Origin of the sequence: Pseudomonas sp. TH08 (assembly GCF_016651275.1) — a bacterium.
In the GTDB taxonomy this organism is placed as follows: Bacteria; Pseudomonadota; Gammaproteobacteria; order Pseudomonadales; family Pseudomonadaceae; genus Aquipseudomonas.
This window is the reverse complement of record NZ_JAEKEE010000001.1, coordinates 1,724,809-1,745,771: the sequence shown is the minus strand read 5'-3', so window position 1 is coordinate 1,745,771 and position 20,963 is coordinate 1,724,809. Positions and strand designations below refer to the sequence as shown.

The window sequence follows — 20,963 nt, the reverse complement described above, 5'->3', positions numbered from 1 at the left end:
GCCGTTATTGCGGACTTGCACGAGTACTGGAGAGCAGAGATTTCAGACTCGCCGCCTTCGGTTTGACCAGCCAGAAACGGCGCAGGTAGTCATCGAGGTTTTCGGCGAGCTCACGACCCCACTCGCTGTCGGTTTCCGCGACGTACTCGTTCAGCACGTTTTGCAGGTGGCTGCGATAGGCTTCCATCGCTTCGCCGCTGATCCGCTGGATTTCCACCAGTTCGTGGTTGACCCGGTCAACGAAGGTGTTGTCCTGATCGAGCACGTAGGCGAAACCACCGGTCATGCCAGAGCCGAAGTTGTAACCGGTCTTGCCCAGAACGCAGACGAAACCACCGGTCATGTACTCGCAGCAGTGATCGCCAGTGCCTTCCACAACCGTGTGAGCACCGGAGTTACGCACGGCAAAACGCTCGCCTGCGGTGCCGGCGGCGAACAGCTTGCCGCCAGTGGCGCCGTACAGGCAGGTGTTGCCGATGATGGCGCTTTCCTGAGTCTTATAAACGCTGCCCTTCGGCGGCACGATGGTCAGCTTGCCACCGGTCATGCCTTTGCCGACGTAGTCGTTGGCGTCGCCTTCCAGGTACATGTTCAGACCGCCGGCGTTCCACACGCCAAAGCTCTGACCGGCAGTGCCCTTGAAGCGGAAGGTGATTGGCGCTTTCGCCATGCCCTGATTGCCGTGCTTACGGGCGATTTCGCCGGAGATCCGCGCGCCGATCGAACGGTCGCAGTTGCAGATGTCCAGGTCGAACTCGGCGCCGCTGAGATCGTTGATCGCCGACGTCGCCATCTCGACCATTTTCTCGGCCAGCAGGCCTTGGTCGAACGGCGGGTTGCGCTCAACACCGCAGAACTGGGGTTTGTCCGCCGGGATGTGATCGCTGCCCAGCAGCGGGGTCAGATCCAGATGGTTTTGCTTGGCGGTCTGGCCTTCGAGGATTTCCAGCAGATCGGTGCGACCGATCAGCTCTTCGAGAGAACGCACGCCGAGCTTGGCCAGCCACTCACGGGTTTCTTCGGCGACGTAGGTGAAGAAATTCACCACCATGTCGACGGTACCGATGTAGTGATCCTTGCGCAGCTTCTCGTTCTGAGTCGCAACGCCAGTGGCGCAGTTGTTCAGGTGGCAGATACGCAAGTATTTGCAGCCCAGCGCGATCATCGGCGCAGTACCGAAGCCGAAACTTTCGGCGCCGAGGATCGCAGCCTTGATCACGTCGAGGCCGGTTTTCAGGCCGCCGTCGGTCTGCACCCGGACTTTGCCGCGCAGGTCGTTGCCGCGCAGGGTCTGGTGGGTTTCGGCCAGGCCGAGTTCCCACGGTGCGCCAGCGTATTTGATCGAGGTCAGTGGCGATGCACCGGTACCACCGTCGTAGCCGGAGATGGTGATCAAGTCCGCATAGGCCTTGGCCACACCGGCAGCGATGGTGCCGACGCCCGCTTCAGCTACCAATTTGACCGAAACCAGTGCCTTCGGGTTGACCTGTTTCAGGTCGAAAATCAGCTGCGACAAGTCTTCGATCGAGTAGATGTCGTGGTGCGGCGGCGGCGAAATCAGGGTGACGCCCGGCACTGCATAACGCAGTTTGGCGATCAACCCGTTGACCTTGCCGCCCGGCAGTTGCCCGCCCTCGCCCGGCTTGGCGCCTTGCGCGACCTTGATCTGCAGCACTTCAGCGTTGACCAGGTATTCCGGGGTCACACCGAAACGGCCAGTCGCGACCTGCTTGATCTTCGAGCTCTTGATGGTGCCGTAACGCGCCGGGTCTTCACCACCTTCGCCGGAGTTGGAACGCGCACCGAGGCGGTTCATGGCTTCGGCCAGGGCTTCGTGAGCTTCCGGCGACAAGGCGCCCAGCGAGATACCGGCGGAGTCGAAGCGCTTGAGCACCGATTCCAGCGGTTCGATTTCACTGATGTCCAGCGGCGTGTCGAGGGTCTTGACCTTGAACAGGTCACGAATCATCGACACCGGACGGTTGTCCACCAGCGAGGTGTATTCCTTGAACTTGGCGTAGTCGCCCTGCTGCACAGCGGCTTGCAGGGTGTTGACCACGTCCGGGTTGTAGGCGTGATATTCGCCACCGTGAACGAACTTCAGCAGACCACCCTGCTGGATCGGCTTGCGCGGACTCCAGGCTTCGGCAGCCAACGCTTTCTGCTCGGCTTCGATGTCGACGAAACGCGCACCCTTGATGCGGCTCGGCACGCCACGGAAGCTCAGCTCGCAGACTTCTTCGGACAGGCCGATCGCTTCGAACAATTGTGCTCCGCGGTACGAAGCGATGGTCGAGATACCCATCTTCGAGAGGATCTTCAACAGGCCTTTGGTGATGCCCTTACGGTAGTTCTTGAACACCTCGTAGAGGTCGCCCAGTACTTCACCGGTACGGATCAGGTCACCCAGCACTTCGTAGGCCAGGAACGGATACACCGCCGAGGCGCCGAAACCGATCAGCACCGCAAAGTGATGCGGGTCACGGGCGGTCGCGGTTTCAACGAGGATGTTGGAATCGCAGCGCAGGCCTTTTTCGGTCAGACGGTGGTGCACGGCACCGGTCGCCAGGGAAGCGTGGATCGGCAGCTTGCCCGGAGCGATATGGCGGTCGCTCAGCACGATCTGGGTGCGACCGGCGCGCACGGCTTCTTCAGCCTGATCGGCGACGTTGCGGATCGCCGCTTCGAGGCCGACGCCTTCGTCGTAGTTGAGGTCGATGATCTGCCGCTCGAAACCCGGGCGGTCGAGGTTCATCAGCGAGCGCCACTTGGCCGGGGAAATGACCGGCGAGCTGAGGATCACGCGCGAAGCGTGTTCCGGCGACTCCTGGAAGATGTTGCGCTCGGCGCCGAGGCAGATTTCCAGCGACATCACGATCGCTTCACGCAGCGGGTCGATCGGCGGGTTGGTGACCTGCGCGAACTGCTGGCGGAAATAGTCGTACGGCGTGCGCACGCGCTGGGACAGCACGGCCATCGGCGTGTCGTCACCCATCGAGCCAACGGCTTCATAGCCTTGCTCGCCGAGCGGACGCAGGACCTGATCGCGCTCTTCGAACGTGACCTGATACATCTTCATGTATTGCTTGAGCTGATCGACGTCGTAGAAAGCCGAACCGTGATCGTTGTCTTCCATGGTCGCCTGAATGCGCAGGGCATTCTTGCGCAGCCATTGCTTGTACGGATGACGGGATTTCAGACGGTTGTCGATCGCATCGGTGTCGAGGATCTGCCCGGTTTCGGTATCCACGGCGAGGATCTGCCCCGGACCGACACGGCCCTTGGCGATCACGTCTTCCGGCTGGTAGTTCCAGACGCCGATTTCCGAAGCAACGGTGATGAAACCGTTGGTGGTGGTGACCCAGCGCGCCGGGCGCAGACCGTTACGGTCGAGCAGGCACACCGCGTAGCGACCGTCGGTCATGACCACGCCGGCCGGGCCGTCCCACGGTTCCATGTGCATCGAGTTGTACTCGTAGAACGCACGCAGATCCGGGTCCATGGTTTCAACGTTCTGCCACGCTGGCGGAATGATCATCCGCACGCCACGGAACAGGTCGATGCCACCGGTGACCATCAGTTCAAGCATGTTGTCCATGCTCGAGGAGTCGGAACCGACCCGGTTGACCAGCGGGCCGAGTTCTTCCAGATCCATCAGATCGTTGCTGAACTTGGTCCGACGGGCCTGCGCCCAGTTGCGGTTACCGGTAATGGTGTTGATCTCGCCGTTGTGGGCGAGGAAGCGGAATGGCTGCGCCAGCGGCCATTTCGGCAGGGTGTTGGTGGAGAAGCGCTGGTGGAACACGCAGATCGCGGTTTGCAGGCGCTCGTCGCTGAGGTCTGGATAGAACGCGGCCAGATCGGCCGGCATCATCAGGCCTTTATAGATGATGGTCTTGTGCGAAAAGCTGCAGATGTAGTGGTCGGAATCGACGGCATTGGCCACCGACGAACGACGACGCGCACTGAACAGCTTTACGGCCATGTCCTGGTCGCTCAGGCCTTCACCGCCGATGTACACCTGCTCGATCTGCGGCAGACGCTCAAGGGCCAGGCGGCCGAGGACGCTGGTGTCGATTGGCACTTTGCGCCAGCCGATCAGTTGCAGGCCTTCAGCAAGGATCTCGCGGTTCATGTTCTCGCGAGCGGCTTCGGCCTTGGCCGGATCCTGATTGAAGAAGACCATGCCCACGGCATATTGCTTGGGCAGCTCGACGCTGAAGGTTTCCTGGGCAATCGCACGCAGGAAGGTATCGGGCTTTTGAATCAGCAGACCGCAACCGTCACCGGTCTTGCCGTCGGCATTAATCCCACCGCGGTGGGTCATGCAGGTCAGGGCCTCAATGGCCGTTTGCAATAGGGTATGACTGGGTTCGCCCTGCATATGGGCTATCAGGCCGAAACCGCAGTTATCCTTGAATTCATCTGGTTGGTACAGACCTGCTTTCATAGACACTTTCTCACCAGGCTGCCTCTTTTCGAGGCAAATTTCTTTTCAATTCAACCACTTGCATTCCGCGCCGAACGTACGCCGGCTTAGCGGGGGCAAAAGGGTGGTCATTGTACACAGCGACACAGACGCTCACAAATTTGACGACGAAATGTCGCAAATCTATGTCGCATTTGTGAAAGGTTTAAAGCGATCTGCTGTGCTAGTCAAAACTTTTTTAATTCTGACTGCAACGACTCAAAGACTACTATGACGCAGACACCACAAGGCACGCGGTCTGTAGAGACGGCGCGCACTCGTAGAATTTTGAGGTGCTTGGAGAGGCGGCCTGGGTAAGGCCGCCGAATCTTCAGCGAGTTGTTGCCAGTTCCTGTTGGACGCTGGCGACAGTGCGAGGCCAAGGTTTACCAGCCTGAACCTTCGCTGGCAAGGCCTTGATGGCAGAAACAGCCGCGTCACGATTGGCAAAATTGCCGTAGGTGATCACGTAAAGAGGCTTGCCGTTGAGGACTTTCTTGAAATAACGGTACTCACCGCCCTGCTCCTTGACGAAGCTTTGCGCGGCCGCTTCAGAGCTGGTGCCGAGGATCTGCACCACGTAATTGCTGGTCGGCTGACCGGCGTACCAGCTGCTGCCGGCCGCTTTGGCAAGGGTAACCGGCTTCTCGGCCGGTTTGGCCGCTACAGCAGGCTTGGCAGGCGTTGGCGCCGGCTTGGCCGCTGGAGCCGGCGCAGGTTTGGCGGTAGCGATTTGTGTCGGTGCCGGTGTCGGCTTGGCGGCTGGTGTCGGAACCGGCGTCGGCGCAGGACCGGCCGGAACACCCGCAGGCGGTGCGGAAGTGGTCACGGTTGGCGGAGTCGCGCTGGAGCCTTCCAGCGGCACACCGTCGTCGCCTTCAGTGATACCGCCAGCAGCTTCGGCCAGCGGGCCACGCATGACCGGCTGCGAGTTGCCGACCAGCGGCAACGGCATCGGCTGTGTATTACCGGCGAACTCGACGTTCGGCGCGCCCCCGTTGGCACCCTGGCCCAATGGCAACTGCGCCTGTTCATTGGCTGGTGCGCCAGTGGTTGGCGTCTTGTTGCGACCCGGCATCAGCCAGGCGGCGGCGACCGCGACCACCACGACGGCGGAAATCGCCAATACGTGTTTCTTCGGCATGTTGAACCCCATACTTGGACGCTTGACCGCAGAGCGGCTGGCAATCATGACTTCGATAAGAGCATCGCGAGCGACCTGGTTGATATTGCCCGGCCAACCCTCGGCACTTTCGTGAATATCAGAGATCTGATCCGCGGTGAAAAGTTCGACACCGCGGCCCGCACCTTCCAGCCGCTGGTCGAGATACTCGCGAGTCTCTTCCTCGGTGTACGGCTGCAGTTCGATGACGTGGAAACGCTCTTCCTCGAGGTGCAAAGCCTCAAGCTGAGCGATCAGCGACGACTCGCCGAACAGGAAGACATGCGGGCGACCTTCCGGCGCGCCGGCACCCAGCGCCATCAGCGCTTCGAGAGCAGACTCGTCGAGTTGCTCGGCGTCGTCCACCAGCAGATAGACTTCCTGACCGGTCAGCGCCAGTTGCACGACCTGATTCAGAATCGCGCCAACCTCGGCCTGTGCCACGTTCAGTGCTTGAGCCACCTGACGCAACACGCCAGCCGCATCACCAGCGCCACGCGCGGAAACAACCACGCTCTGCACTGACTGTTTGTTAGTACTGGCGACCAGCGCCTGGCGCAGCAACGTCTTGCCGCTGCCTTGCGGGCCAGTGACCACCAGCAACAACTGGCTGTAACGCGCCAGGTGATGCAACTGACCCAGCACCGGTTTGCGCTGGGCCGGGAAGAATTTGAAGCCCGGCACCCGCGGCGCGAAGGGGTCGTGACTTAACTGGAAATGGCCGAGGAACGCCTCGTCGGCATGCAAACTAGTCATCGGAATCTTATTAACCTTTAAGCTGAGCCAGGGCGCGGTAATCCGCTCCCAGCGTGGCCTGTAGAACCTCTTTCGGATAATCGGCGGTCACCACCGCTTCGCCCATCCGGCGCAGCAGCACCAGGCGTAGACGACCGTCGATCACTTTTTTGTCGATTGCCATGTGTTCGAGAAAATCGGCTTCGGTCATTTCTGTCGGCGGCACCACCGGCAGACCGGCGCGCTGGAACAGACGGATGCCGCGATCACGCTCCTGCTCACTGATCCAGCCCAGACGCGCGGACATTTCCAGCGCCATCACGGTGCCAGCCGCGACCGCTTCACCATGCAACCAGACACCATAGCCCATGTGGGTCTCGATGGCGTGGCCGAAAGTGTGGCCGAGGTTGAGCGTGGCGCGTACGCCGGTTTCCTTCTCATCGGCGCCGACCACCGCAGCCTTGGCCGCGCAGGAACGCTCAATGGCATATGTCAGGGCTTTCTGATCCAGGGCGCGCAGTGCGTCGACGTTTTCTTCGAGCCAGCTCAGGAACGGCTCGTCGCAGATCAGCCCGTACTTGATGACTTCCGCCAGACCGGCCGAAAGTTCGCGCTCTGGCAGGGTATTCAGGGAGGCGGTATCGATCAGCACGACGTTCGGTTGATAGAACGCGCCGACCATGTTCTTGCCCAGCGGATGATTGATCCCGGTCTTGCCACCCACCGACGAATCGACCTGGGACAGCAATGTCGTAGGGATCTGGATGAAGTCGACGCCACGCTGATAGCAGGCCGCGGCGAACCCGGCCATGTCGCCGATGACACCGCCGCCAAGAGCGATGACGGTGGTGCGACGGTCATGACGAGCGGTCAGCAGACCATCAAAGATCAGTTGCAGGGTTTCCCAGTTCTTGAAGGCCTCGCCGTCCGGCAATACCACAGAAATTACCGAGAACTGCGCCAGGCTGCGGGTCAGACGTTCGAGATAGAGCGGCGCAACGGTCTCGTTGGAGATGATTGCCACCTGCCGCCCATGAATATGCGGAGCCAGCAACTCGGGCTGATCCAACAAACCTTCGCCAATATGAATCGGGTAGCTGCGCTCGCCTAGATCGACCTTGAGTGTCTGCATGTGTCCCCACAGTGAAGATGGAAGCAGGCGTCCTGCCCTGAATTATTGGTTATCGGCGGCCTGTAGCGGGTATGACGCCGCTCGCACGCCATCCGCCACAACCTCGACGGGCTGTGACAGGACGCCGAGGATAGCGCATTTCGAGCGATGCTTTAACGGGGCGGCAATTGCGCGAGGCGGTCGAGAATGTCGAGTACCACCATGCGTGGCGGCCGTTCGTCGGTTTCCACCACCAGATCGGCGATTTCCCGATAGAGCGGATCACGGATTGCCAACAGATCGCGCAGGGTTTTCTCGGGATTGGCGGTGCGCAGCAACGGCCGATTGCGGTCGCGCGCAGTGCGGCCGACCTGCTGTTCGACGGAGGCGTGCAGATACACCACGCGCCCACCCTCATGCAGGGCTTTGCGATTGGCATCGCGCATGACGGCGCCACCGCCGGTCGCCAACACCACGCCGTCGAACGCGCACAGCTCGGCGATCATCGCCTGCTCACGGTCACGAAAGCCGGGCTCGCCTTCCTTGTCGAAGATCCACGGGATATTGGCGCCCGTGCGCAGTTCAATTTCCTTGTCGGAATCTTTGAACGGCAGGCGCAGCTCTTTGGCCAGCAACCGGCCGATGGTGCTTTTTCCAGCGCCCATCGGTCCTACAAGAATCAAATTTCGCACAGAATCAACGACTCACAGCAATCGCCTGGTTATTCATGATACGTGGTGTGAGAAATACCAGCAGCTCGGATTTTTTCTCCGAAACCACATCACGCCGGAAAAGGCGGCCAAGATACGGCACATCGCCAAGAAATGGCACCTTATCTACAACCTTGCTTTGAGTATTTGAGAAAACACCGCCAATCACGATGGTTTCGCCGTCATTCACCAGCACCTTGGCGTTGACTTCGTTTTTCTTGATGGGCGGTACATCCTGCACTTTGTTCAGGTAATCCGGCTCGTCCTTGGTGACCTTGACCTCCATGATGATGCGGTTGTCGGGGGTGATCTGCGGCGTCACTTCCAGCGACAGCGAAGCCTCCTTGAACGACACCGACGTCGCGCCGCTGGAGCTGGCCTCCTGATAAGGAATCTCGGTGCCCTTGAGGATTTTCGCGGTCTCCTTGTCGGAGGTGACCACTTTGGGCTGCGAGACGATTTCACCGTTGCCGGTTTTCTCCATCGCCGTCAGTTCCAGATCGAGCAGGACGTTATCGGTGATGAAGGCAATGCCGATCCCCGAGGTGTTGCCGATGGTGCCCATGTCGACGAACGGCGAGTTGGTGCTGGTGCTGCCCGGCGTGCCGATGGTGGTCGATGAACCGTTACTGACCCCGGAGGTGTTCCAGTTGCCCTTGTTCTGGATCGAGCCGCCCCAGCGCACGCCCAGGCTCTTGTCGTAATCGACGTTGGCCTCGACGATGCGCGCCTCGATCATCACCTGGCGCACCGGAATATCCAGTTGCGCCACGATCCGCCGCAGTTCGTCGAGGCGATCCTGAGTCTGGTAAGCAATGATGTTGTTAGTGCGTTCGTCGACGGTGATCGAACCGCGCTCGTCGATTTTCGCTTCAGCGCTGGTCACCGACTGGAACAGTTTGGCGATGTCCGCGGCCTTGGCGTAGTTCACTTGCAGCAATTCACGACGCAGCGGCGCCAGTTCGGCGATCTGCTTTTGCGATTCCAGTTCCTGTCTTTCGCGCGCGGCGATTTCGTCGGCCGGTGCCACCAGCAGCACGTTGCCGATCTTGCGTTTATCCAGCCCTTTGGTTTTCAGCACCAGGTCCAGCGCCTGATCCCACGGCACGTTTTGCAGACGCAAAGTGATGCCGCCCTGCACCGTATCGCTGGCGACCAGATTGAGGTTGGTGAAATCGGCGATCAGCTGCAGCACCGAGCGCACGTCGATGTCCTGAAAGTTCAGCGACAGCTTTTCGCCGACATAGGCCTGGCGGTCGGCATTACGCTTTTGCAGGTCGTCGACGGTCATCGGGCGAATGCTGACGGTGAGCTTATTGTCGGTCTGGAAGGTGGAATACTCGTAAGTACCGCTGGGTTCGACAGTAATTACCGTGCGATCACCGGTCACACCGGCATTGACGAACTGCACCGGGGTGGCGAAATCCTTGACGTCGAGACGCACCCGCAGCTTTTCCGGCAGTTGCGTGCGGGCGAAGTTGAGGATGATCTTGCCGTCATGCTCCTGGATGTCCGGCGCAATGGTCGGGTCCGTCAGATCGATCACCACATTGCCTTCGCCCGCGGTGCCGCGCTGAAAATCCACACCGCGAATGGCCCGGGTTTTCGGCACGAACGCCTTGACCGGCGCCGCTGCCGCTGTCGCGCGCGGTACAACGGCGGCCGGCCGCGATACTGGCGCTGGCGCTCCCTGGCCGACCACCACGAGCAGATTGTTGCCCTCGACTCGCGTGTTATACGGGGCAAGCTGCGTGAGACTGACGATCAGCCGCGTGCGATCCCTGGCCTCAACCACTGTGGCCGTGCGTGCGTTGCCGCTGCCCAGATCGAAATTCTTGCTGGTCAGTTGACTGGCGACACCGGGCAAATCAAGGGCGATCCGCGCTGGCGATTCGGTGGTATAGCCTTTGGGCGGTGGCGGCGGGCCGTCGAACGACAGTTTCAGTTCTACGCGGTCACCCGGCAACGCCGCCACGTCCAGCGCCTTCAGATTGGCCGCGAGTACCATCGGCGACATCAGCGCTATCCATAGCGAAAAACCGAGGGTGGAAAAAATCCTGTTCATTGTTCGACTTCCACTATGAGTGCTCTTTCAAAGGAATGGTGCGCGGACGCTCCAGCCAGGCGCCTTCGCCGTCGGGGACGATTTCGACCACATCGACCTGAGTGGCACTGATGGCGACGATGCGACCATCGTTGCGCCCCAGGTAATCGCCTACTTTCAGGCGATGCACCCCGCCCGCCCCACGCAACAGCGCAAAGGAGCCAGTGGCGTTGCCAATCGTGCCGACCATCTCGAACTGCTCGATGTTAAAACCTTCGAGGTACTGCTTGACCCGGTTGGGGTCGGGTTTGACGTTGCGCGAACCGCGCTGCTGCCCGGCCAGATCAACGCGCACCTGACGCGAGAACGGACTGCGCAGGTTGGCGGCGCTATAGGTGAATGTCGGGTAAGAGCGGAAAGTCGGGGTGGGTTCAATCTTGCCGGCCGGGCGCAGACGCACTTCGTTCATGTAGGCATCAAGGTCACTGAAGTCATCGCTGCCGCCACAACCGTGCAGCGCCAACAAGGCCGTCGACAAGACGAGATAACGAATCGGGGTCATTTCGCCAGCCCCTTGTCGTTGTAGCGATAGGTCTTGGCGAGGATGCTCATGCGCAACTTCGGCCCGCCATCCTTATCGGCAGGCGCCAGTTCGAAGTCATGCAGAGTGACGATGCGCGGCAGCCCCGCCACACCACTGACGAAGGTAGCCAGGTCGTGATAAGCGCCGGTGACGGTGATCTGAATCGGTAGTTCGATGTAAAACGGCTGAGTGACTTCCGGCAGCAGTTTGATTTCTTCGAATTCCAGACCACTGCCCAACCCGGTGCGGGTGATGTCTTCCAGCAGCCCCGGCACTTCGGTGTCGCTGGGCAACTGCCGCAGCAACACGCCGAAGGAGTTTTCCATTTCCTTCATCTGCTGGGTGTACAGCTCCAGATTGGCCGACAGGTGCGCCTTGCTGGCGAACTGCTCCTTGAGCGTGGCCTCCTCGTCGCGTTTGGTTTCGAGTTCGGTTTCCAGGTCGCTGATGAAAAAGTTATAACCAAGCGCCAGCACCAGCACCATCAACAGGGCGCCGGCGATGGCTTTCACCGCGGCTGGCCAGGAGCCGATATTGCTGGTGTCCAGGTCGTTGAAGTCTATGTTGCGCAGGCTCTCCAGCCATTCGGACGGCTTCATTGCTCGTCCTCCGCAGTCTTCGGCTGGGTCTGACGAACGGTCAACTGAAAGACGTTGGCCTGCTGCAACTGATCGGCAGAGGTGGCTTTCACTTCGTTCAGGCTCGGTGCGTCAAACCAGTCGGAGGCATCGAGATTGCGCATCAGCTCGGAAACACGGTTGTTCGACTCGGCGGCGCCACTGATCGACAGAGTTTTGCCGAGCATTTTCACGTCGGTGAAGTAAACGCCGTCCGGCAACGTGCGCGCCAACTGATCGAAGATCCGCCCGCTGATCTGCCGGTTGCCCTGCAAGTCTTGAATGATGCGCATGCGTTCGACCAACTGCTGACGACGCGCCTTGAGCTCGCTGATCTGTTTGATCCGTTCGTCGACTACCGCGATTTGCTTGCCGATGTAGTCGTTGCGCGCCACTTGCTGCTCGATCGCGGCGCTGATGACCTGATCGGCAATGAACACGGCGCCCACCGAGCCGACCACGACACCGATCAGCGTCAGCAGGAAGCGTTTGCGCCGCTCTTCACGGCGCTCCTCGCGCCAGGGTAAAAGATTGATCCGCGCCATCAGTCGAAACTCCTGAGCGCGAGCCCGCAGGCAATCATCAGGGCCGGCGCGTCACTGGCCAGCGCCCCGGCATTGACCTTGCTGCTCAGGGCCATGTCGGCAAACGGGTTGGCTACCTGAGTCGGGGTCTTCAGGCGCTGTTCGATCAGGCGGTCCAGCCCCGGCACCGACGCCGTGCCGCCGGCCAGCAGAATATGGTCGACCGCGTTGTACTGGCCGGATGCGAAGAAGAATTGCAGCGAACGCGACACCTGCTGCACCAGCGCCTCGCGAAACGGCTGCAAGACTTCGCTGACGTAATCGTCGGGCAGACCGCCCTGTTTCTTCGCCAGCCCCGCCTGTTCGAGGGTCAGGCCATAACGCCGCTGGATTTCTTCGGTGAGTTGGCGCCCGCCGAACAATTGCTCGCGGGTGTAGATGATCTTGCCGTTGTGCAGGACGCTGAGGGTGGTCATGGTCGCGCCGATGTCGACCACGGCGACGGTAAGGCGCTCTTGGGAAGCGGCCAGTTGCGTGGCGAGCAGGCCGAATGAGCGCTCCAGCGCGTAGGCCTCGACGTCGACCACGCGCGCCGTCAGCCCGGCGAGGGCGAGCGCTGCTTCGCGCACTTCGACGTTTTCCTTGCGACAGGCGGCCAGCAGCACGCTGACCCGCTCGGGGTTGCGCGGCGACACGCCCTGGACTTCGAAGTCGATGGCGACTTCGTCCAGCGGATAGGGAATGTATTGGTCGGCTTCGATCTTGAGCTGATTTTCCAGTTCGTCGTCGGACAGCCCGGCGTCCATTTCAATGATTTTGGTGATCACCGCAGAACCGGCGACGGCCACCGCCACGCCTTTGAGCCCGGTGCGCGCCTTGACCAGCACTCGGCTCAGGGCCAGGCCGACGCCTTCGAGCTCGGCGATATTCTTTTCGACCACGGCGTTCGCCGGCAATGGCTCCACCGCGTACGCCTCGACCCGGTAGCGATCGCCCTGACGGCTCAGTTCCAGCAGCTTCACCGAAGTGGAGCTGATGTCGATCCCCAGTAACGTATTGGTCTTTTTATTGAAGAGTCCCAGCACTACCAATTCCCTATGACTTTCCGTGAGTTACGGACTCTGTAATACGCATTGCGTTCCTTCACCCCGTCTTGACAGAAGCGCAAATGACGCCCCCGCTAGAAAAGTGCTTATAATGCCCAGCGTTTTTTTCCGCTTTTTACTGCCTGCGCGGGTTGTTCTGTGTGTCGCCGGAACCCCGTCGCCAAATTCATTCTTTGCCCTGGATGTCCAAAAGCCTTGATTCGTCTGCTGAAATTTTTCGGTTGGTCCATCGTCGCCGTTTTCTGCGGACTGCTTTTAGGTCTCAGCGGCGCCTATCTTTACCTTAGTCCGGGTTTGCCGTCTGTGGAGGCCCTGAGAAGCATTCAGTTGCAGATTCCTTTGCGGGTATACAGCAGCGATAACAAGTTGATCGCAGAATTTGGCGAAATGCGCCGGACTCCGATCCGTTTCGCCGACATTCCGCCCAATTTCATTAATGCGTTACTAAGTGCTGAAGACGACAATTTCGCCAATCACTATGGCGTTGATCCGAGCAGCCTGATGCGCGCCGCGACCCAGTTGGTCAAAAGCGGTCACATCCAGTCCGGCGGCAGCACCATTACCATGCAGGTGGCGAAGAACTTCTTCCTGACCAGCGAACGCAGCTTCTCGCGCAAAACCACCGAGATTTTGCTGGCCCTGCAAATTGAACGGCAGCTGACCAAGGACGAAATCCTTGAGCTGTACGTGAACAAAATCTATCTGGGCAACCGCGCCTACGGCATCGAGGCGGCGGCGCAGGTGTATTACGGCAAGTCAATCCGCGACGTCAGCCTGGCGCAGATGGCGATGATCGCCGGCCTGCCGAAAGCCCCGTCACGCTTCAACCCGCTGGCCAACCCGGCGCGCAGTAAAGAGCGTCGCGACTGGATCCTCGGGCGCATGTACAAGCTCGGCAAGATCAGCGAGGCGGACTACACCGCCGCGATCAACGAACCGCTGAACGCCAGTTATCACGTGCCGACCCCGGAAGTGAATGCGCCGTACATCGCCGAAATGGCCCGTGCCGAAATGGTCGGCCGTTATGGCAGTGACGCCTACACCGAAGGTTTCCGCGTCACCACCACGGTGCCGAGCAACCTGCAGGAAATGGCCAACACCGCGCTGCACGAAGGCCTGATGACCTACGACCAGCGTCACGGCTACCGTGGCCCTGAATCGCGCCTGCCGGGCAAGACTCGCGAGGCCTGGGTCAGCGAGCTGAGCAAACAACGCACCATCAGTAGCCTTGAACCCGCCATCGTCACCCAGGTCGACAAGAACGGCCTGCAAGTGCTGACCCGCACCGGCGAAGAACATGTCGCCTGGGACACCATGAAATGGGCGCGGCCGTTCCTCAACACCAACAGCATGGGCGCCAACCCGCGCCAGCCGTCGGATGTTGCCCAGGTCGGCGATCTGGTGCGCGTGCAGCGCCAGAAGGACAATTCGCTGAAGTTCAGCCAGCTCCCGCAGGCACAAGGTGCGCTGGTGTCGCTGGATCCGCAAAACGGCGCGATTCGCTCGCTGGTCGGCGGTTTCGCTTTCGAGCAGAGCAACTACAACCGCGCCATGCAGGCCAAGCGTCAGCCGGGTTCGAGCTTCAAGCCGTTCGTCTACAGTGCGGCGCTGGATAACGGCTACACCGCCGCCACGCTGGTCAACGACGCGCCAATCGTGTTTGTCGACGAGTACCTCGACAAGGTCTGGCGTCCGAAGAACGACACCAACACCTTCCTCGGCCCGATCCGCCTGCGTGAAGGTTTGTACAAGTCGCGCAACCTGGTGTCGATCCGCTTGGTGCAAGCGATGGGCGTTAGCAAGACCATCGACTACATCAGCCGATTTGGTTTCAACAAGCAGGATCTGCCGCCGAACCTGTCGCTGGCCCTGGGTACCGCGACGCTGACACCGATGGAGATCGCCACCGGATGGAGTACGTTCGCCAACGGTGGTTACAAGATCACCCCTTACGTTATCGACAAGATCGAAAGCCGTAACGGCGACACCCTGTTCGTCGCCAACCCGCCAACCGTGCCTAAGGGTGGTTCGGCGACAGACGGTATCGCCGCACCGAACGCCGAATCGTTCACGGTCAATGCGGCACCGGTTCCGGGTGAAGCACCAGGCAATGCTGCCGTGCCGCAAGCGCCGGCCGTGGCTGAGCGAATTGTCGATGGTCGCACCACGTACATCCTCAACAGCATGTTGCAGGACGTGATCAAGCTCGGCACTGGCCGTCGTGCACTGGCCATGGGCCGCAGTGACATCGCTGGTAAAACCGGTACCACCAACGAATCGAAAGACGCCTGGTTCTCCGGTTACAACGCCGATTACGTGACCACGGTCTGGACCGGTTTCGACCAACCGGAAAGCCTCGGTCGTCGCGAATTCGGCGGCACCGTGGCGCTGCCGATCTGGATGAACTACATGTCGGCTGCGCTGAAGGACAAGCCGCCTCACGTCCAGCCTGAGCCGGAAGGTTTGCTGAGCCTGCGGGTGGATCCGGTGAGCGGTCGCGCGGCAACGCCAAGCACGCCGGGTGCGTATTTCGAGCTGTTCAAGGCTGAAGACACGCCGCCGTCGGTGAATGAGCTGGGTAACGGCGCTGTACCGGGCAGCCCGCTGCCAGCGGATGAGCAGGCGCCGATCGATCTGTTCTGATCCGCAGCTACTGAAAAGCCCCGCCTTCGTGAGAAGTGCGGGGCTTTTTATTGCCTGCCATTTGAGATATCAGCCGAGCTGACGTCTTCGCGAGCAGGCTCGCTCCCACAGGAGGATTGTGTTTCAAGGTGGGAGCGAGCCTGCTCGCGAAGAGGCCCTGACGGGCACCGCAAAACCCTCAGGCACAAAAAAGCCCCGACTCTCACGAGCCGGGGCTTTCGGTTGAAGCGTTACAACGGCTTAGCCGTTGAACACGTCATCCACGCTTTTCAGCGGGTAGTTCTTCGGATACGGCAGGGTGGCCACACCGGTCTCGATCGCGGCTTTGGCCACAGCGTCGGAGATCAGGGTGATCAGGCGCTTGTCCATTGGCTTCGGAATGATGTACTCACGACCGAATTCCAGCGGAGCACCACCGTAGGCGTCGCACACGTCCTGAGGCACTGGCAGCTTGGCCAGTTCACGCAGGGCGTTGGCGGCAGCCACTTTCATTTCTTCGTTGATGCGCTTGGCACGAACGTCCAGAGCACCACGGAAGATGAATGGGAAGCCCAGTACGTTGTTGACCTGGTTCGGGTAGTCCGAACGGCCCGTCGCCATGATCACGTCGTTGCGGGTGGCGTGCGCCAGTTCCGGGGAGATTTCCGGATCCGGGTTCGAGCAGGCGAACACGATCGGGTTGGCCGCCATCGACAGCAGGCCTTCAGCGCTCAGCAGGTTCGGGCCGGACAGACCGACGAACACGTCAGCGCCTTGCAGAGCGTCAGCCAGGCTGCGCTTCTCGGTGGCGTGGGCGAATACGGCTTTGTACTGGTTCAGGTCGTCACGGCCGGAGTGGATCACGCCGGTACGGTCAACCATGAAGATGTTTTCGATGCGTGCGCCCATGCTCACCAGCAATTTCATGCAGGAGATGGCGGCAGCACCAGCGCCCAGGCAGACGATCTTGGCGTCTGGCAGGGTTTTGCCGGCGATTTCCAGGGCGTTGATCATGCCCGCAGCGGTCACGATCGCGGTGCCGTGCTGGTCATCGTGGAATACCGGAATGTCGCACTGCTCGATCAGAGCACGTTCGATTTCAAAGCACTCAGGCGCCTTGATGTCTTCCAGGTTGATACCACCGAAGGTGATGGAAATGCGTTTTACGGTGTCGATAAAGGCTTGCGGGCTTTCGGAGTCGACTTCGATGTCGAAAACGTCGATGCCGGCGAAGCGCTTGAACAGCACGCCTTTACCTTCCATCACTGGCTTGGAAGCCAGTGGGCCGAGGTTACCCAGGCCCAGAATCGCGGTGCCATCGGAAATGACTGCAACCAGGTTGCCCTTGCCGGTGTATTTGTAGGCCAGTTCAGGATCGCGAGCGATCTCACGCACTGGTTCAGCTACGCCGGGGCTATAGGCCAGCGACAAGTCGCGAGCAGTAGCAGTGGCCTTGGTGAGCTCGACACTCAGCTTTCCTGGACGAGGATTGGCATGATATTCGAGAGCGGCAGTTTTCAGATCAGACATTTTGGCATTCCGCTTTTTACTGTTGGACAGACTGGTCAGCGAGGATACGCGCCTCGCAAAGTCCCCACAAGACTGAGCGGTCACCCCTGTCAAGCGCCCTGCCCTACGACTTTGGGCCAAGAGCCACGGCGCACAAGGGCTTGACTGTTCACAATCGACAGAAAAAATGTCTACAATTTTTATTCAGCGTGCGCTCTGCAACATCGAAGGATCGGTCAATGGCAAAAGCCAACGCGATTCATCCGATTTCAATCCGCCGCGCCGCGAACGATCGACGATCCAGCCGCGAGCCTCGATTTGTCGGCCCTTCAGAGCCTGCAAAGGAACATGGTCAAATTGTCCGACGAGATTGGGTGCAACACGCAATACAAGCGAGCCCTGCAACTCGATCCAGATTCCGCCACGATTGCGCTGAACCTTGCTCACACGCCCTTGGACCACGGCGAACCCCGAGCGCTGGATCTGCTCCGCTTTCAGTACAGGTGACTGACGCCAGAGCCCCAGGCCCGCCTGTCGCGCGCTGCTTTCGGCGGCTTGCTGACACTTAACAAGATCAACATTCGGCGCCACCGCGACCTGGAAACCGAGGCCATCGGCGAGCATTTGCGCTTCGAGATTGGCGCCGCCGGCACTGTAGATATGCGCGAGCGTACGCCCGTAATGGTCTTTGGCTTGCTTGCCGAGGCGCAAACCGACACGTCCGCCGCTGGCATCGACCAAGGCTTGCAGACGTTTGCGCGCTGCCACCGCGAACGGTTCGTCGCTGCGGCCTTGCTTGCCCAGTTCAGGCGTATTGAGACCGATCATGCGCACGCTGCGGCCGTCGCTCAGGCGCACTGTGTCGCCATCGACCACGCGCTGCACGGCGACGCTGGTCAGCCCGGAAGGCACCGGACAGAAGGCCTGCGCGCTGGAAAGCCAAATGGCAGACACAAAAAAGGCGCCCGCAAGGGACGCCTTTTTCAACAGCAAGGAAAAGCCCATTGGGCCCTTCAACCTTACTCTGCAGCAGCTGGAGCTTTCTTGCCGAAAGCGCCGAAACGGTCTGCGAAGCGCTGTACACGACCGCCAGTATCCAGAGTCTTCTGCTTACCGGTGTAGAACGGGTGGCACTCGTTGCATACGTCAGTACCCAGTGGCTTGCACAGGTTCGAACGAGTTTCGAACTTGTTGCCGCAGCTGCAAGTTACTTCGATGGTTTCGTATGCTGGATGGATATCGGCTTTCATGGTGTATTCCTCAGGCTAGCGTGCCGCCACTCAACACTATTGTTGAATACCGCACGTAATTAGGCCGCGGATTCTACCAGACATTGCCAATCACGCAAGCTGTCGCTGACACCGACCGTCTGCTAGGCTCCCGACCCATTGCACTGTCCCTGTGGGAGCGAGCCTGCTCGCGAAGCCGATCTATCAGCCAGCATTTTAGTCGCCTGACACAGCGCTTTCGCGAGCAGGCTCGCCCCCACAGGTTATGTCCGCAGTCCTTTTAATCGTCTGTTGATCGAGATCCCCCCGCGTGCCCGACGCCATTCTGCGCCTTGCCTTGCCCTCGCCTCTGCGCCGCCTGTTCGACTATCGAGCGCCGGCCGGCGTGCTGCGCGAGCAATTGCAGCCGGGCATGCGCCTGCGCGTGCCGTTCGGTCGACGCGAGATGATCGGCATCCTGGTCGAGGTCACGGACACCAGCGAAGTGCCGGTCGAGAAACTCAAACCGGCGCTGGCGCTGCTCGATGCCACGCCGCCGCTGCCGCCAACGCTGTTCAAACTGTGCCTGTGGACGTCGCAGTATTACCAGCACAGCCTCGGCGACACGTTGAGCTGGGCGCTGCCGGTGCTGTTGCGTCAGGGCGAACTGGCCGAAGCCCGGCAAGAGCGCTTCTGGTCGATTACCCCCGGCGCCAGCCTTGATGATCCGCGTGTCGCCCGCGCCCCGCGTCAGCGTGAAGCACTTGCCACCCTGGCCCAGCACCCGCACGGCGTCGCGCATCAGCTACTGAGCAAACTGATGTTGAGCAAGGACAGTCTCGATCTGCTGCTGGCCAAGAATTTGGTGCAAGTGGAAATCCGTCGCCACGCCCCGGGGGCGCGCCATGAGCACTGGCTGGCACAGCCGGAACTGCCGCTCAACACCGAACAACGCGCCGCCTACGAGGCTATCCGCGCCGGTTTCGACAGCTATCACGCCTTCCTGTTGGCCGGCGTCACCGGTAGCGGCAAGACCGAAGTCTATTTGCAGCTGATTCGCGAAACCCTCGAAGCCGGCAAGCAGGCGCTGGTGCTGATCCCCGAGATCAACCTCGGCCCGCAGACGCTGGCGCGCTTCGAACAGCGTTTCAATGCGCGCATCGCCCTGCTGCACTCGGCGGTCAACGACCGCGAACGCCTCGACGCCTGGCTCGCCGCGCGCGATGGCGAAGCCGACATCATTATCGGCACCCGTTCGGCGCTGTTCACCCCGATGAAAAACCCCGGGCTGATCATCATCGACGAGGAGCACGACGGTTCTTATAAACAGCAGGAAGGTTTGCGTTACCACGCCCGCGACCTGGCGCTGGTGCGAGCGCGGCAGGAAAACATCCCGATCGTGCTCGGCTCCGCCACGCCTTCGCTGGAAAGCCTGCACAACGCCTACACCGGTCGGTACGGCCTGCTGCGCCTGAACGAACGCGCCGGTGGCGCCAAACAACCACGCTTCCTGCGCCTGGATGTGAAAAGCCGTCCGCTGGACAGCGGTATTTCCGGGCCGATGCAGCAAGCCATCGGCCAGACCCTCGCCAATGGCCAGCAAGTGTTGGTGTTTCTTAACCGCCGCGGCTTTGCCCCGACGTTGCTCTGTCACGACTGCGGCTGGATGTCCGAGTGTTCGCGTTGTGATGCGCGGATGACGGTGCACCAGCGTCATGGCGAATTGCGTTGCCACCATTGCGGCTACGTTGAACGCGTGCCGCGCCAGTGCCCGAAGTGCAACAAGGTCGATCTGCGCCCGGTAGGCGCGGGTACCGAGCGCGCCGAGGAACGATTGTCGATTCTGTTCCCGGATTACCCGGTGCTGCGGGTCGATCGCGACAGCACTTCACGCAAAGACGCAATGAATCAGTTGTTCGCAACGATTCAGAAGGGCCAGCCGTGCATTCTGGTCGGCACGCAGATGCTTGCCAAAGGTCACCACTTTCCGCGAGTCACGCTGGTGTCGATCCTCGATGCCGACGGTGGTTTGTTCTCCGGCGACTTCCGCGCCAGCGAGCGCATGGCGCAGTTGATCGTGCAGGTCGCCGGACGGGCCGGGCGCGCGGAAGAACCGGGCAAGGTGATCATTCAGACTCACCTCGCCGACCACCCTTTGTTGGTGCAACTGACCGAACAGGGTTACTTCGCCTTTGCCGAGCAGGCATTGAGCGAACGCCGCGCCGCCGGGCTGCCGCCATTTGCGCATTTGGCGCTGCTGCGTGCCGAAGCGCACAAGCCGGGCCAAGCCGAAGGTTTCCTTGATGAGGCTTGCAGCGAAGCCGAGCGTTTGCTGGTCGAGCAGAACTTGAGCGGAATTGAATTGCTTGGACCGGTGCCCGCGCCGATGGAGCGACGGGCCGGGCGTTATCGTGCGCAGTTGTTATTGCAGGCGACGGCGCGGGCGCCGCTGCACCGGTTGCTGGCCAGTTGGTTGCTGGTATTGGAGCAGATGCCAAGTGGGCGAGCGGTGCGCTGGTCGCTGGATGTCGACCCCGTCGATTTGTATTGAAGATCAAGAGATC

Annotated in this window: 14 protein-coding genes; 2 read left to right on the top strand and 12 right to left on the bottom strand. The window is 60.6% G+C overall.

Annotation, left to right across the window (positions count from 1 at the left end):
• Nucleotides 1-4 precede the first annotated feature (4 nt).
• The 9 genes from gltB to JFT91_RS08045 form a co-directional block, all read right to left on the bottom strand.
• A complete protein-coding gene (gltB, locus tag JFT91_RS08085) occupies nt 5-4,450 on the bottom strand; it encodes a glutamate synthase large subunit (protein ID WP_201232033.1) in 4,446 nt (1,481 codons plus the stop codon).
• 349 nt (nt 4,451-4,799) lie between these two features.
• Entirely contained in the window at nt 4,800-6,386 is a 1,587-nt protein-coding gene (locus tag JFT91_RS08080) for an AAA family ATPase (RefSeq protein WP_201232032.1), read from the bottom strand.
• Between the two features lie 10 nt (nt 6,387-6,396).
• Nucleotides 6,397-7,497, bottom strand: a complete 1,101-nt coding sequence (gene aroB / locus JFT91_RS08075) for a 3-dehydroquinate synthase (RefSeq protein WP_201147810.1) — start codon at nt 7,495-7,497, stop codon at nt 6,397-6,399.
• 152 nt (nt 7,498-7,649) lie between these two features.
• Complete coding sequence (aroK, locus tag JFT91_RS08070) at nt 7,650-8,168, bottom strand: shikimate kinase AroK (RefSeq protein ID WP_025110261.1); 519 nt, start codon at nt 8,166-8,168, stop codon at nt 7,650-7,652.
• Nucleotides 8,169-8,172: 4 nt separating this feature from the next.
• Complete coding sequence (locus JFT91_RS08065) at nt 8,173-10,251, bottom strand: type IV pilus secretin PilQ (RefSeq protein WP_201232031.1); 2,079 nt, start codon at nt 10,249-10,251, stop codon at nt 8,173-8,175.
• A gap of 13 nt (nt 10,252-10,264) precedes the next feature.
• Nucleotides 10,265-10,792: a pilus assembly protein PilP gene (locus JFT91_RS08060; RefSeq protein ID WP_201232030.1), complete on the bottom strand. Its 528-nt coding sequence runs from the start codon at nt 10,790-10,792 to the stop codon at nt 10,265-10,267.
• Entirely contained in the window at nt 10,789-11,412 is a 624-nt protein-coding gene (pilO, locus tag JFT91_RS08055; protein ID WP_201230065.1) for a type 4a pilus biogenesis protein PilO, read from the bottom strand. Before pilO ends, JFT91_RS08060 begins: the two co-directional genes overlap by 4 nt.
• Complete coding sequence (locus JFT91_RS08050; protein ID WP_201232029.1) at nt 11,409-11,975, bottom strand: PilN domain-containing protein; 567 nt, start codon at nt 11,973-11,975, stop codon at nt 11,409-11,411. The genes pilO and JFT91_RS08050 overlap by 4 nt, the downstream gene beginning before the upstream one ends.
• On the bottom strand, nt 11,975-13,039 hold the full coding sequence (locus JFT91_RS08045; protein ID WP_201230055.1) for a type IV pilus assembly protein PilM: 1,065 nt from the start codon (nt 13,037-13,039) through the stop codon (nt 11,975-11,977). The genes JFT91_RS08050 and JFT91_RS08045 overlap by 1 nt, the downstream gene beginning before the upstream one ends.
• Before the next feature lie 219 nt (nt 13,040-13,258).
• Between JFT91_RS08045 and JFT91_RS08040 the strand changes: the two genes are divergently transcribed.
• Nucleotides 13,259-15,703, top strand: coding sequence for a penicillin-binding protein 1A (locus tag JFT91_RS08040; protein ID WP_518524861.1), 2,445 nt, complete (start codon nt 13,259-13,261; stop codon nt 15,701-15,703).
• 240 nt (nt 15,704-15,943) lie between these two features.
• On the opposite strand, the gene JFT91_RS08035 is transcribed toward JFT91_RS08040, so the two are convergent.
• The 3 genes from JFT91_RS08035 to rpmE form a co-directional block, all read right to left on the bottom strand.
• Nucleotides 15,944-17,212: a malic enzyme-like NAD(P)-binding protein gene (locus JFT91_RS08035; RefSeq protein ID WP_201147803.1), complete on the bottom strand. Its 1,269-nt coding sequence runs from the start codon at nt 17,210-17,212 to the stop codon at nt 15,944-15,946.
• Between the two features lie 183 nt (nt 17,213-17,395).
• Nucleotides 17,396-18,196 carry a thermonuclease family protein gene (locus JFT91_RS08030; protein WP_201232027.1) on the bottom strand — a complete coding sequence of 267 codons (801 nt, stop codon included), beginning with the start codon at nt 18,194-18,196 and terminating at the stop codon, nt 17,396-17,398.
• 14 nt (nt 18,197-18,210) lie between these two features.
• Entirely contained in the window at nt 18,211-18,441 is a 231-nt protein-coding gene (rpmE, locus tag JFT91_RS08025; protein WP_008080648.1) for a 50S ribosomal protein L31, read from the bottom strand.
• A 289-nt stretch (nt 18,442-18,730) separates the two neighbouring features.
• On the opposite strand from rpmE, the gene JFT91_RS08020 reads away from it, so the two are divergent.
• On the top strand, nt 18,731-20,950 hold the full coding sequence (locus JFT91_RS08020) for a primosomal protein N' (protein ID WP_201232026.1): 2,220 nt from the start codon (nt 18,731-18,733) through the stop codon (nt 20,948-20,950).
• Nucleotides 20,951-20,963: the final 13 nt, after the last annotated feature.

Excerpts from the sequence above, each read along its gene's own strand:
- JFT91_RS08030 (WP_201232027.1), bottom strand. The coding sequence starts at position 18,196 with ATGGGCTTTTCCTTGCTGTTGAAAAAGGCGTCCCTTGCGGGCGCCTTT.
- aroB (WP_201147810.1), bottom strand. The coding sequence starts at position 7,497 with ATGCAGACACTCAAGGTCGATCTAGGCGAGCGCAGCTACCCGATTCAT.
- JFT91_RS08035 (WP_201147803.1), bottom strand. The coding sequence starts at position 17,212 with ATGTCTGATCTGAAAACTGCCGCTCTCGAATATCATGCCAATCCTCGT.
- JFT91_RS08060 (WP_201232030.1), bottom strand. The coding sequence starts at position 10,792 with ATGACCCCGATTCGTTATCTCGTCTTGTCGACGGCCTTGTTGGCGCTG.
- JFT91_RS08050 (WP_201232029.1), bottom strand. The coding sequence starts at position 11,975 with ATGGCGCGGATCAATCTTTTACCCTGGCGCGAGGAGCGCCGTGAAGAG.
- JFT91_RS08080 (WP_201232032.1), bottom strand. The coding sequence starts at position 6,386 with ATGACTAGTTTGCATGCCGACGAGGCGTTCCTCGGCCATTTCCAGTTA.
- gltB (WP_201232033.1), bottom strand. The coding sequence starts at position 4,450 with ATGAAAGCAGGTCTGTACCAACCAGATGAATTCAAGGATAACTGCGGT.
- pilO (WP_201230065.1), bottom strand. The coding sequence starts at position 11,412 with ATGAAGCCGTCCGAATGGCTGGAGAGCCTGCGCAACATAGACTTCAAC.
- JFT91_RS08065 (WP_201232031.1), bottom strand. The coding sequence starts at position 10,251 with ATGAACAGGATTTTTTCCACCCTCGGTTTTTCGCTATGGATAGCGCTG.
- rpmE (WP_008080648.1), bottom strand. The coding sequence starts at position 18,441 with ATGAAAGCCGATATCCATCCAGCATACGAAACCATCGAAGTAACTTGC.